The organism is Actinomadura sp. NPDC048394 (assembly GCF_040651755.1).
Lineage (GTDB): Bacteria > Actinomycetota > Actinomycetes > Streptosporangiales > Streptosporangiaceae > Spirillospora > Spirillospora montaniterrae.
In genome coordinates this window covers 42,693-54,788 of the sequence record NZ_JBEZJL010000075.1, presented here as the reverse complement: position 1 = coordinate 54,788, position 12,096 = coordinate 42,693, and the positions used below count along the sequence as shown (strand labels likewise).

The 12,096-nt window shown below is 74.2% G+C and carries 11 protein-coding genes; 6 read left to right on the top strand and 5 right to left on the bottom strand.

Annotated features, from left to right (window positions below; all coding sequences use genetic code 11):
* Positions 1-143 precede the first annotated feature (143 nt).
* Genes AB0C78_RS39530 through AB0C78_RS39515 form a run of 4 tightly spaced genes read right to left on the bottom strand, consistent with a single transcriptional unit; the run spans position 144 to position 5,676 of the window.
* Positions 144-1,301 (bottom strand): ABC transporter substrate-binding protein, encoded by a 1,158-nt coding sequence (locus AB0C78_RS39530; RefSeq protein WP_360758470.1) that lies wholly within the window; start codon positions 1,299-1,301, stop codon positions 144-146.
* Between the two features lie 45 nt (positions 1,302-1,346).
* Positions 1,347-3,167, bottom strand: coding sequence for a thiamine pyrophosphate-binding protein (locus AB0C78_RS39525; RefSeq protein WP_360758469.1), 1,821 nt, complete (start codon positions 3,165-3,167; stop codon positions 1,347-1,349).
* Complete coding sequence (locus AB0C78_RS39520; protein ID WP_360758467.1) at positions 3,164-4,183, bottom strand: alcohol dehydrogenase catalytic domain-containing protein; 1,020 nt, start codon at positions 4,181-4,183, stop codon at positions 3,164-3,166. The genes AB0C78_RS39525 and AB0C78_RS39520 overlap by 4 nt, the downstream gene beginning before the upstream one ends.
* Entirely contained in the window at positions 4,180-5,676 is a 1,497-nt protein-coding gene (locus AB0C78_RS39515) for an aldehyde dehydrogenase family protein (RefSeq protein WP_360758465.1), read from the bottom strand. The genes AB0C78_RS39520 and AB0C78_RS39515 overlap by 4 nt, the downstream gene beginning before the upstream one ends.
* Before the next feature lie 407 nt (positions 5,677-6,083).
* Between AB0C78_RS39515 and AB0C78_RS39510 the strand changes: the two genes are divergently transcribed.
* The 4 genes from AB0C78_RS39510 to AB0C78_RS39495 all read left to right on the top strand — a co-directional run bounded on the left by AB0C78_RS39510 (position 6,084) and on the right by AB0C78_RS39495 (position 9,715).
* Positions 6,084-6,926 carry an IclR family transcriptional regulator gene (locus AB0C78_RS39510; protein WP_360758463.1) on the top strand — a complete coding sequence of 281 codons (843 nt, stop codon included), beginning with the start codon at positions 6,084-6,086 and terminating at the stop codon, positions 6,924-6,926.
* A gap of 54 nt (positions 6,927-6,980) precedes the next feature.
* On the top strand, positions 6,981-8,177 hold the full coding sequence (locus tag AB0C78_RS39505) for a CoA transferase (RefSeq protein WP_360758461.1): 1,197 nt from the start codon (positions 6,981-6,983) through the stop codon (positions 8,175-8,177).
* Between the two features lie 26 nt (positions 8,178-8,203).
* A complete protein-coding gene (locus tag AB0C78_RS39500) occupies positions 8,204-8,992 on the top strand; it encodes a citryl-CoA lyase (protein ID WP_360758459.1) in 789 nt (262 codons plus the stop codon).
* Between the two features lie 78 nt (positions 8,993-9,070).
* Positions 9,071-9,715 carry a hypothetical protein gene (locus tag AB0C78_RS39495; RefSeq protein WP_360758458.1) on the top strand — a complete coding sequence of 215 codons (645 nt, stop codon included), beginning with the start codon at positions 9,071-9,073 and terminating at the stop codon, positions 9,713-9,715.
* Between the two features lie 48 nt (positions 9,716-9,763).
* On the opposite strand, the gene AB0C78_RS39490 is transcribed toward AB0C78_RS39495, so the two are convergent.
* The gene (locus AB0C78_RS39490) at positions 9,764-10,087 is read right to left on the bottom strand and encodes a metalloregulator ArsR/SmtB family transcription factor (RefSeq protein ID WP_360758456.1); all 324 of its coding nucleotides are present in this window, start codon (positions 10,085-10,087) and stop codon (positions 9,764-9,766) included.
* Positions 10,088-10,169: 82 nt separating this feature from the next.
* Here AB0C78_RS39490 and AB0C78_RS39485 point away from each other — a divergent pair, with 82 nt between their 5' ends.
* Both AB0C78_RS39485 and AB0C78_RS39480 read left to right on the top strand, forming a co-directional pair.
* A complete protein-coding gene (locus AB0C78_RS39485) occupies positions 10,170-11,261 on the top strand; it encodes a cation diffusion facilitator family transporter (RefSeq protein WP_360758454.1) in 1,092 nt (363 codons plus the stop codon).
* 15 nt (positions 11,262-11,276) lie between these two features.
* On the top strand, positions 11,277-12,095 hold the full coding sequence (locus AB0C78_RS39480; RefSeq protein ID WP_360758452.1) for a hypothetical protein: 819 nt from the start codon (positions 11,277-11,279) through the stop codon (positions 12,093-12,095).
* The last annotated feature ends 1 nt before the right edge of the window (position 12,096 follow it).

Sequence of the window (12,096 nt, the reverse complement as noted above, 5' to 3'; positions counted from 1 at the left end):
GAGGCTCTGTCCGCATATCTGTGTCTGCCGGAAGACCTGCTTGGTTCTCTTTCTGCGCGCCCGGCGTCGGAGCCGGCGGGCACGCGGGCGGGGCGGCCGGGCCCGCGGGCCCGGCCGCCCTCGGTCGTCCGGGTGGTCCGCCGTCAGCCGTCGGCCTTGACGACCGTCCCGTTCTTCATGATCCCGATGGAGGTCGCCTTGATCCCGACCCCGGTCTCGTCGTAGCGGAAGTCGCCGAGCAGCCCCTGGTACTGCACGGCGCGGATCGCGTCGGCCAGCTTCTTCCCCGTCGCGACGTTGCTGTTCTTCAGCGCGGTGAGCAGGATCGACGTGCCGTCGTAGGCCTTCGCGCCGTGCAGTTCGGCGTCCTCGCCGTAGGCGGCCTTGTAGGCGGCGGCGAACTTCTTGGACGCGTCGCTGACCTCGTTGCTGAGGTAGGGCGAGCTGACGATGGTGCCCTCGACGTTCTTCACGCCCGCGGTGTCGCGGTACACGGGGGTGCCCTGCGGGGCGGCGCCGGCGAACGGCGCGTCGATGCCGAGGTCGCGGGCCTGCTTGACGATGAGGCCGGACTCGACCTCCTCCGAGCCGATGAAGACCACCTCCGGCGCCTTCTGCCGGATCTTGGTGAGCTGGGCGCTGAAGTCCTTCTGGTCGGTGGTGACGACCTCGTCGGCGACGGGCTTGACGCCGCGGTCGGTCAGCGCCTTGAGGAACGCGTCGTGCTCCCCCTTCCCGTAGGAGCCGTTGTTGCTGATCATCGCGATCTTCTTCATCTTCTTGGTGTCCACGACGTACTTGGCGAGGGTCTCGTCGTAGGTGGTGGACGTGGGCCCGTTGAGGAACAGGAACGGGCTCTTGAGCGCGACCATCCCGTTGGACTGGCCCGAGGCGATGTTCGGGATCTCCTCCTGGCGCAGGGTCGGCGCCATGGCGATGGTGACGGCGCTCTCGGCGGTGCCGATCATCGCGATGTAGTGCTGGCTGCCGATCTTGCGGGCGATGTTGGTGCCGACGGTCGGGTCGCCCTGGTCGTCGAAGACGTCCAGCTTGATGGTGCGGCCGGCGATGCCGCCGGCCTTGTTCCATTCGTCGACGGCGAGCTTGGCGCCCTTGTACTCCCATTTGCCGAGCGAGCTGAGCTGCCCGCTCTGCGCGTCGACCACGGCGATCTTGATGGGGCCGCTGCCGCCGGAGCCGGAGTCCTTCGACTCACCGGGGGCGCCGCAGGCCGCGGTCAGGCCCGCGGCGAGGACTCCGGCGGCCAGGGCGGAGACACGGAGTCGGGGGATGGTGCGCATGGATTCACCTCGGTGGGTGGGGATGTCGGGGTGGGTGGGGTCGGCTCAGGGGGCGGACGGCGAGGGGTGGCCGCTGTCGCCGGGGAAGACACCCTGGTAGATGTCGTTGATGTTCCAGTGCCCGGGTGTGGGCACGGGCTCGTTGACCATCGGCACGTCCAGGACGGCCGGGCGGCGCGCGGCGATGGCCGCGCGCAGCGCGGGCGCGAGGGCGTCCGGTGCGGTGATGCGGTGTCCGTCGGCTCCGCACGCCTCGGCGTAGGCGGCGAAGTCGGGGCTGTAGGGGCGGCCTTCGGGGTCGCGGAACTCGCAGCCGTAGCTGGCGCCGAAGTTCGCGGCCTGGAGGTCGGCGATCGTGCCGTGGGCGCGGTTGTTCATCACCACGAAGATCACCGGCAGGCCCTGCTCGACGGCCATGGGGACGGCGGGGAGTTGCGCGCTCATCCCGCCGTCGCCGACGAGCGCGACGACGACGCGGCCGGGCGCGCCGATCTGCACGCCGACCGCCGCCGCCGGGCCGAAGCCCATGGTGGACGCGCCGCCGGGCGTGATGAAGCGGCCCTCGGCGGGCAGCTCGTAGCACTGCGCGACGCCGTTCTTGTTCCAGCCGACGTCGGTGACCAGCACCGCGTCGGCGGGCAGCGCCTCGCGCAGGTCGGCGAGGATGCGTTCGGGGCGGAGCGGGAAGTCGGCGGCCCGGCCGCGTTCGCGGCTCCCCTCGAACAGCTCGGTGCGCGCGGCGCGGATCCGTTCGCGCAGCCCGGGGCGGTCGACGGGGTCGGGGTGGACGGCCCGTACCGCCTCGCCGATGGCCTGGACGGCGAGGGTCACGTCGGCGACGGCGCCGATCTCCACCGGGTAGTTCCGGCCGATCTCGGCGGCGTCGATGTCGATCTGGATGAGCCGTCCCCGCGTCTCCGGCGCGCCGGGGCCGCCGAGGTTCCAGGTGTAGCGCTCGTCCCAGGAGCTGGCGTCGGTCTCGGCGAACCGCGTCGCCAGCGCGAGGACGACGTCGGCGTTGCGCGCGTAGTCGTTGGTGGTCTCCAGCCCCCAGAAGCCCGGCATGCCGAGCAGCAGCGGGTGGTCGTCGGGGACGGCGCCCTTGCCCATCAGCGAATGGACGATCGGGACGTCGAGATGCTCGGCGAGCGACAGCAGCGCGCGTCGGCCCGCCTCGCCGCGCAGCCCGCCGCCGAGGTAGATCAGCGGGCGCTCGGCCCCGGCGAGCCGCGCCGCGATCCGCTCGGCGGTCGAGGCCGGCAGGTCGGGGGCGGCGTCGTGCTCCGGCAGCGGGTGGTCCCCGGGCGTGACCGGCCGGGAGAACAGGTCCATCGGGACGTTCAGCAGCACCGCGCCGGGACGGCCCGACGCGGCCGTCCAGAACGCGCGCTCGGTGAACCGCCCGAGGTCCTCGGCGCGGTGGACGTGCCAGGCGCGCTTGACGAACGGCCGGTAGATCGCCGTCTGGTCCGCGTCGTTGTGGAGGTTGACCTCCTGGTGCGGGTGCCGGCCCCGGTAATAGGACGGGACGTCCCCCGCGATGGTGACCAGCGGGACGGAGTCGAGCGCGGCGGTCGCCACGCCCGTGACGGCGTTCATCATGCCGGGGCCGACGTGCACGAGCAGCACGCCGGGCCGCCCGGACGCGCGGGCGTAGCCGTCGGCGGCGTGCGCGGCGGCCTGCTCGTGCCGGGCGATGACGAACTCGATCGGGCTGCGGCCCAGCGCGTCGAGCAGGGCGATGTTGGTGTGGCCGCAGGTCCCGAAGACGTACTCGACGCCGTAGCGCTCGAGCTGCCGGACGAGCGCCTCCGCCGCGGACACCGACACGGCGGGGTCGCTCTGGGGCTGGACGTCCACGGTCATGAAGGGCTCTCCTCGGTTCGGGGGGTGCGGGGGCTCGTTTCCTCGCGGGCGATGCCGATCCAGGTCTTGCCGGCGGTCTCCGCCGCGCGTGCGAACGCCTTCGGCGCGTCGGCGAGGTCGAAGCGCTCGCGCAGGATCCGGCCGGGGCGCAGGTCGTGCGCGGCGAGCGTCGCGATGGTGCGGGGGAAGTCGGCCGGGTGGTCGTAGATGAGGCAGCCGCGCACGGTCAGGCGCCGCTGCACGAGGGAGAAGGTGGAGAGCCGGGCGGGCCGGGCGCTCTGCCCGACGGCGATGAGGGTGCCGCCGGGCGCGGTGCGCTCCAGCGCCTCCTCGAACGCCTCGGGCGCGCCGGACGTCTCGATCACGACGGGGCAGGCCGTGCCGGGGGCGGCGTCCCGCGCGCCGAGGTCGCGGGCCAGCGCGCGGCGCCCTTCGTGCGGCTCGACGACGAAGGGCACTCCCCCGGCGTGCGCCACGGCCATCGAGACCAGCAGCCCCTGCGAGCCGGCGCCGACGACCAGGCACTCGTCCCCCGCTCGCAGGCCGCTCATGCGGACGGCGTTGAGCGCCACCGTGAACGGCTCGACGCACACGGCGTCGGCGTCGTCCCAGGAGCCGGGCACGGGCCAGGTGAAGCGGGCGGGAACGGCGACGCGCTCGGCGAGCAGCCCGGGGTCGGTGATGCCGGCGGCCCTGCGGTTCGGGCAGCCCGCCGTCGCGCCGGTGCGGCACGCGGGGCACGCCAGGCACGGGTAGTTCGGCTCGACGACGACGCGCTGCCCGGGGAACCGGTCGGTGACGTCCTCGCCCACGGCGGCGACGACGCCGAACGCCTCGTGCCCGAGCACCCACGGCAGCGCGGGCACCGGGCGGTGGCCGGAGACGACGGCCAGGTCGGAGCCGCAGAGCCCGACCCCGTGGACGGCGACGACGACGTCCCGCGGCCCGCAGGACGGCTCCGGCAGGTCGTCCAGCACGGCGACCTCGTCCGGCGCGGCGAGGACGGCCGCCCTCACGCGGCACCCCACAGCGAGGTCCCGCGCAGCATCATCGTCTTGACGACGGTGTAGTCGTCGATCATGCAGCGGGGCGACTCGCGCCCGAAGCCGGAGTCCTTCACGCCGCCGAACGGCACGTGGTCCAGCCGGAAGTTGGACGACCCGTTGACGACGAGCCCGCCGACCTCCAGGTCCCGCCACGCGGTGATGATCCGGTCCATGTCGCGGGTGAACAGGCCCGCCTGGAGCCCGTACCGGCTCTCGTTGCACTCCTCGATCACCCGGTCCAGGTCGTCGAAGGGCAGCACGGCGACGAGCGCGCCGAACACCTCGTCCTTCACGACCGAGCAGGTCGGGGGCGGGCCGGCGACGACCGTGGGCATCGCGGTGGCGCCGTCGCGCTCGCCGCCGAGCAGCACGCGGGCGCCGGCCTCGGCGGCCTCCGCGCTCCACCGCACGACGCGTTCGGCGGCGTCCTCGTCGACCATCGCGCCGACGTCGGTGCCCGGGTCGAGCGGGTCGCCCACGGTCAGCTTCGCGACCTGGCCGGTGAACGCCTCGAGGAACTCCTCGTAGCGGGAACGCTGGACGTAGACGCGCTGGACGGAGATGCAGCTCTGCCCGGAGTTGCTGTAGCCGGTCCGCGCGCACACGCGGGCCGCTTCGGCGATGTCGGCGTCCTCGCACACGATCGTCGCGGCGTTGCCGCCCAGCTCCAGGACGAGGCGCTTGGCCCCGGCCGCGCGGGCGACCGCGTTGCCGGTCGCGGCGCCGCCGGTGAAGCTGATGACGGCGACCTCGTCCGCCGCGCACAGCTCGGCGCCGACGGAGCCGTCCCCGTGCAGCAGCTGGACGGCCTCGTACGGCATCCCGGCCTCGACCAGCAGCGCGACGATCGCCGTGGACACGGCGGGCGCCTGCGGCGGGGCCTTGACGATGGTGGTGTTGCCGGCCGCGAACGAGGCGCCGAGCTTGTGCGCGAGCAGGTTCGCGGGGGCGTTGAACGGCGTGATGGCCAGGGCCACGCCCGCCGGCGCGCGGTAGGTGAAGGCGGTGGTGCCGGCGCCGCGCGCCCACCCCGCGACCGGGAGCGTGTCGCCCCCGATCCGCCGCGCCTCGGCGGCGCACACCGCGAACGTGTCGGCGACCCGGTCGATCTCGCCGCGCCCGTCCTTGAGCGGCTTGCCGAGTTCGAGGGCCAGCAGCCGGGCGAGGCCCTCGCGGTGCTCGGCGGCGGCGCGCGAGGCGTTCTCCAGGATCTCGGCCCGGGAGGCGGGCGCCATGCGCGCCACCGTCCGGGCGAAGGCGCGGGCGTGGCGGCGGACCGCCTCGACGTCGTCCGGGCCGGCGGCCGGAGCCCGGCTGACCGGCCGGCGCACGTACGGTCCGACGCGTTCGCTCTGCGGACCCGCCGGCTCCCACCGGCCGGCGACCAGCGCCGCGGCCTGCACCGGTTCGTCCCCGGCGGCGGCCGCGAGCAGCGCTTCCAGCATCCGTTCCTCCAGATCCACCAAGCGGACCATTAGTGCCATCATGTGGACTTCGAGCCAACGTACGGGGCGGCGCCGCGCGCTGACAAGGGTCGGCGGCGAGAAAGTTGGGCCCGGAGAGCGCCCGGAACGGCGGGTCGCACGGCACTGCCACCTCCCCGGTCGGCACCTAATGTTCGAACCAGTGAGTTAGTTATAGGTGACGCGGCTCACCAGGGGAAGAGCGCGGCAGAAAGTTCCCAGAACCGCCCAGAAATACCGACTGACGGTCCAACTAGACCACTGTGTGGACTGCGTGTAACGTACGAGCCGTCCCCGGCCGCACCGGGCGCGGCGCCGCGCACCGGCTCCCGCTCCCCCTCCGCGGCCGAGCGCAGCACGCCGGGTTTCCCGGACCCTACCGCCGACATCGGGGAGATCGAGGACCAGTGAGCCCAGCCAAGAAGCCCGCCGCCGGACCGGCCGCCGACGCCCGGCCCGCCGCGGACGCCCAGCCCGCCGACGCCCAGCCCGCCGCCGATTCCCAGGGCGTCCGCAGCGTCCAGCGCGCCGTCGAGATCCTGTCGCTGCTCAGCGAGGAACGCCCGGTGATCTCGATCCGCGAGATCGTCGAGGCGACCGGGCTGGCGAAGACCACGGTCATCCGGCTCGTCCAGACCCTGGAGCAGAACGGCCTGCTGTGGGCGGCGCCCAACGGCTACCTCCCCGGCCCCGGCCTCTGGCGCTGGGCCCACCTCGCGCGCAGCAGCTGGGAGCTGCCCCCGGAGACCCGCAAGCACATGCGCGACCTCGGCGCCCGCCGCCGCGAGACCGTCAACCTCTACATGCTCCGCGACATCTACCGCGTCTGCGTCGCCCAGCAGGAGAGCCCGCAGCCGCTCCGCCACGTCGTCCACGTCGGCGACGAGCTCCCGCTCTGGGCCGGCGCCTCGTCCAAGGCCCTCCTGCGCGACGCCCCCGACTCCCTCCTCAGGCGCGTCGCCGTCAGCTCCCCCTACGGAGAGGGCCACGTCAAGCGGCTGCGCGAATGGATCGACGAGGCGGCGCACCGCGGCTGGGCCGTCAGCCACGGGGAGCGCGAGGACGGCCTGTCCGCCGTCGCCGTCCCGGTCCTCGGCCGGTCCGGGACCGTCGTCGCCGCCCTGTCCCTCAGCGGCCCGACGGTCCGCTTCCCCGACGACGTCGTCGAGCAGTACGCCGCGGACCTGCGCCAGGTCGCCGCGGAGATGTCGGAGCGCGGCTTCGACCACCCGCTCAGCCCCGCGCGCTGACCCGCGGCCGGACCCACTCCCGGACCCACGGCGTGACCTGAAGGAGCCATGCGCATGTCAGAGCGACCGCTCAGCGGTGTACGCGTCCTCGACCTCACCAACGTCCTCGCCGGCCCGTACTGCAGCTACCAGCTGATGCTGCTCGGCGCCGAGGTCGTCAAGATCGAGGTGCCGGGGCAGGGCGACCTCGCCCGGCACCTCGGCCCGGACGCCGAGTTGAACCGGTCCGGGATCGGCGCCTCGTTCCTGGCGCAGAACGCCGGCAAGAAGTCCGTCGAGCTGGACCTCAAGGACGCCGCGGGCCGCACCGCCTTCGAGGACATGGTCCGCGGCGCCGACGTGCTGCTGGAGAACTTCCGCGCGGGCGTCCTCGCCCGGCTCGGGTTCGGCTGGCCGCGGCTGCGCGAGCTGAACCCCGGGCTGGTCTACTGCGCCATCTCCGGCTTCGGCCAGACGGGGCCCATGAGCCAGGCCCCCGCCTACGACCAGATCATCCAGGGCCTCTCCGGCATGATGAGCATCACCGGCACCGAGGAGACCGCCCCGCTGCGGATCGGCTTCCCCGTCTGCGACACCGTCGGCGGCCTCACCGCCGCGCTGCACATCTCCGCCGCCCTCGCGGGCCGCGCCCGCACCGGGAAGGGAACGTTCCTCGACGTCTCCATGCTGGAGTCGGCCGTCTCGGCGATGGGCTGGGCCGTCTCGAACTACCTGGTCAGCGGCGTCCCGCCGGAGCCGATGGGCACCCAGAACGCCACCGCCGCCCCGTCCGGCACCTTCCAGGCCGCCGACGGCCCGCTCAACATCGCCGCGAACCGGCAGCGGCAGTTCGAGACGCTGTGCGACCTGGTCGGCCGGCGCGACCTGCTCGACGACCCGCGCTTCGCCGACCGGGAGCAGCGCAAGGCGCACCGCGACGCGCTGACCGGCGAGCTCAACCGCGCCCTGGGCCGCCGCACCGCCGGGGAATGGGAACGGATTCTCAGCCCGGCCGGCGTCCCGGCCGCCCGCGTCGTGACCGTCCCGCAGGCCCTCGGCCTCGACCAGCTCGAGCACCGCGGCTTCTTCACCGAGATGCCCTTCCCCGACGGCTCCGGACGGGTGCTCAAGGTCACCGGCAGCGGCGTCCTGCACGACGGCGAACCCCTCCGCCCCACCGGGCCCCCGCCCCTGCTGGGCGACCAGAACGCCGACCGCGCCGCCCTCGCGGACCGCTGGAACGGCCGGACCGAGAACGCCGTCACCCCATGACCGACCGCCCAGCGCAGGAGGCTCCCGTGACCGACATCGACCCGACCGGCGCCGTCGCGGACTGGTGGGCGACCGCCGTCTCCCGGATGGAACCCGGCGTCATCGAGCTGCGCGGCCGCCCCGTCCAGGACCTCATCGGCACGACGAGCCTCACGTCCGTGATCTGGCTGATGCTGCGCGGCGACCTCCCCGCGCCCCGGCAGGCCGCCCTGCTCGAGGCGGCGCTCGTCGCGGCCGTCGACCACGGCCCGCAGGCGCCGTCCATCGCCATCGCCCGGATGGCCGCCACCTGCGGCGTCGGCCTGAACAACGCCGTCGCCAGCGCCGTCAACACGCTCGGCGACGCGCACGGCGGGGCCGGCGAGCAGTGCGTCCGGCTGCTGGACGACGTGCTGCGGCGCGAGGACGCCGGGCTCGACCTGCGCACGGCGGCCGGCGAGGCCATCGCGGACGGGCCCCGCTACCTGCCGGGCTTCGGCCACCGCTTCCACCCCCGCGACCCGCGCCGCGACCCGCTGCTCGCGCTGGTCGAGGACGCCGTGCGGGACGGCGCCGTCCCCGGCCGCCACCTGCGGGCCGGCAAGGCGATCGAGGCGCGGCTCGCCGAGGGCCGCGCCAAGCCCGTCCCCATGAACATCGACGGGGCCACCGCCATCATCTACGCCGAGCTCGGGTTCCCCGCGCCGCTGGCACGCGGCCTGTTCGTCCTCAGCCGCAGCATCGGCGTCCTCGCCCACGCCTGGGAGGAGAGCCAGAGCGGTCAGCGCAACAAGGGCCCCATCCCCCGCACCGTCCTCCCGGCCTACCGCGCCTGAGCCCGGCGCGCCGGCCGGGGCGGCGACTGCGGGCCGCATGGACGAGGCGGATGGGCGATTTGTCGGTAACGTTCAGGTGTGCTCGCCGAACCCGCGCCCGCCCTCAGCGACCTCGCGCTAGGGCTGGTCGTGGTGGTGCTCGCCGTCCGGCTGGGTCGCTCGCCCGTCGCGCACCGGCACTGGCGCACGTCCTTCTGGTGGGCGGGGGCCGCGGCGCTGGCCGGCTTCGTCCACCACGGCGTCGTGAAGCACTCGGCGCGCTGGACAGGGCCGAGCTGGGCCGTCATCAGCGCGATGGTCGTCATCGCGGTGTCCTACCTGCTGGCCGCCACCGTCGCCGAAGTGCTCGGGCCGCGCCACCAGCGGACGTTCTGGCTCCTGCGGTCGATCGGGATCGCGGCGTACGCGGTGCTGGCGGCCACCGGGCACGCGGGCGTCGACGCGCTGCTGGCCTGCGAGAGCCTGACGATGCTCAGCATCATCGTCCTGTGGGGGCGGGCAGCCCGCCGCCGCCACCCGCTGGCCGGCCCGGTGATCATCGCGCTCGTCGCCGACGGCGCGGCCGCGGCGGCCAAGGCCATCGACCCGGACGTGGCCCATCGCGTCGCGCTGGATCCGACGTCGCTGTACCACCTCGCCCAGATCCTGGGCATGGTGCTGCTCTACGCGGCCGTCAGCGCTCCGCGCCGCCCTGGCCCCGAACCGGGCGCCCTCGCGGGCTGAGCCGATCCGCCGCAGCCGGGCCCGTCCCGGCCGGTTTGCCGGGCGGAATCAGTCGTCGTGCCGGGGCTTGCCCGTCACCTCGTGGCCGGCGTGGAAGAACGCCTCGGTGATCAGCGTCCGCACGTGGGTGTCGCGGGCCCGGTACAGGACCCTGCGCCCCTCGCGCCGGGTGTGCACCAGACCGGTCATCCGGAGCTTCGCCAGGTGCTGGGAGACGAGGGGACGGGACGCCTCGAGACGCTCGGCGAGCGACGTGACGTCGTACTCGCCGGAGGTGAGCAGCCACATCAGCCGCAGCCGGGTGGGGTCGGCGAGCATCCGGAACGCCGCCGTGGCCGCCTCGATCTGCGCGCTCGAAGGATGCTCCTGCATGGACCTCGCACCTGCAATGTAGCCGCGTGCATACCTGACTACATATACTGGCCGGACGGCTCGCTCGCAACCGAGGAGGCCCATGTCGCACCCCACGGACCCCGGACGCCCGCCAGGTCACGGACATGGACACGGCCACGGGCATGGCCACGGACACGGTCACGACCATGGGCACGGGCGGGAGCGCGGGAGGGCCGCGTCCTTCCTCTCCCGCACCAAGCACCTGATCGCCCCGCACAGTCACGACACCGCCGACAAGACCGACGAGGCGCTGGAGACCAGCGGCCGCGGGCTGCGCGTGCTCGGGCTCTCCCTGGCGGTACTCGCCGCCACCGCGGTCGTCCAGGCCGCGATCGTGGCGATGTCGGGGTCGGTGGCGCTCCTCGGCGACACCCTGCACAACGTCGCGGACGCGCTGACCGCGGTCCCGCTCGGCATCGCGTTCCTGCTCGGCAGGCGCGCCGCGACGCGCCGGTTCACCTACGGGTACGGCCGCGCCGAGGACCTGGCGGGGCTGGTGATCGTCGTGGTCATCGCCGTCTCCGCGGCCCTCGCCGGCTACGCGGCGTTCCGCCGGCTGGTCGCCCCGCAGGACGTCCGGGCGCTCGGCTGGGTCGCGGCCGCCGCCGTCGCCGGGTTCCTCGGCAACGAGTGGGTGGCCCGGTACCGGATCAGGGTCGGCCGCGAGATCGGCTCCGCCGCCCTGGTCGCCGACGGCCTGCACGCGCGGACCGACGGCTTCACCTCGCTCGCCGTGCTGGCGGGCGCCGCCGGATCCGCCCTCGGCCTGCCCGTCGCCGACCCGGTCGTCGGCCTGCTCATCACCGTCGCCATCTGCTTCGTGCTGCGCGACGCGATCAGGGAGGTCTACCACCGGCTGATGGACGCGGTGGATCCGGTGCTGGTCACCGACGCCGAGCGGATCCTGGCCCGGGTGGACGGCGTCCGGCGCGTCGGCGGCGTCCGGATGCGCTGGGTCGGCCACACGCTCCGCGCGGAGACCGACATCGTGCTCGACCCGGACCTGTCGCTGGTGCAGGCGCACGCGGTGGCGGTGGAGGCGGAGCACCGCCTGATCCACGGCCTGCTCCGGCTGCGCGCCGCCACCGTCCACGCCGACCCGGACGGCACGGACGGAACCGACCACCACGCCGTCCTGCACGGCCACCGCTGACCCATGCGCCGGCAGATGTCCGATCCCATCGGCCAGGAGATCGTGGAGACCGCGCTCGCCCGGGCCGGGGAACGGCTCGACGGGCGGCTCGCGGCGGCCTTCGCCATCGGCAGCCTCGCGCACGGCGGGTTCGCTCCCCTGGTCAGCGACGTGGACGTGGCGCTCGTCGTCGACCGCGCCGACGCCGCCACCGCGGCGGCCGTCGACGCGATCCGCCAGGACACGGTCCAGCGTTACGCGGGCACCCCTCACCACACCCTGGCGGAACGCCTCTCCCTCTTCTGGAGCGACTGGGAGAGCCTGGCGGACGGCTCCGAAGCCGGCCGGTTCCCCGCGACCGACCGGCTCGACCTCCTTGACTCAGGCATCCTGTTGTACGGCGCCGACCGCCGTTCCGGCTGTGCGCGGCCGGACGCGGACGCACTTCTTCTGGACAGCGCCGCCTTCGCCGCGAAGCGGTTCGCCGAGCCCGACTACGTGCACGCGCTCAAGCACCCGGCGGGCCTCGCTGAGCAGGGCGTCCGCACCGTCACCAAGACCGTGCTGTTCCCCGTCCGCCTCCTCTACACCGCCGCGACCGGCCTGCTCGGCCGCAACGACGACGCCGCCCGCTGGTACGCCGATCCGCCGCAGCCGTCCAGCGGCCTGGTCACGGCGGCCGGCCGGTGGCGATCCGGCGGCATCGACGACACCGCGGCGGCCGCCGACCTGCTCCAGCGGGAACTACTGCCGCTCTACCTGCACTGCCTCGACCGGCTCCGCGAGCACACCGCCCGCTCCAGCCGGCCCGACCTGGCCGTCCCCCTGGCCCGCCTGCTCTCGACGCTGGCCTGAG

Excerpts from the sequence above, each read along its gene's own strand:
- AB0C78_RS39530 (WP_360758470.1), bottom strand. The coding sequence starts at position 1,301 with ATGCGCACCATCCCCCGACTCCGTGTCTCCGCCCTGGCCGCCGGAGTC.
- AB0C78_RS39525 (WP_360758469.1), bottom strand. The coding sequence starts at position 3,167 with ATGACCGTGGACGTCCAGCCCCAGAGCGACCCCGCCGTGTCGGTGTCC.
- AB0C78_RS39505 (WP_360758461.1), top strand. The coding sequence starts at position 6,981 with ATGTCAGAGCGACCGCTCAGCGGTGTACGCGTCCTCGACCTCACCAAC.
- AB0C78_RS39490 (WP_360758456.1), bottom strand. The coding sequence starts at position 10,087 with ATGCAGGAGCATCCTTCGAGCGCGCAGATCGAGGCGGCCACGGCGGCG.
- AB0C78_RS39485 (WP_360758454.1), top strand. The coding sequence starts at position 10,170 with ATGTCGCACCCCACGGACCCCGGACGCCCGCCAGGTCACGGACATGGA.
- AB0C78_RS39480 (WP_360758452.1), top strand. The coding sequence starts at position 11,277 with ATGTCCGATCCCATCGGCCAGGAGATCGTGGAGACCGCGCTCGCCCGG.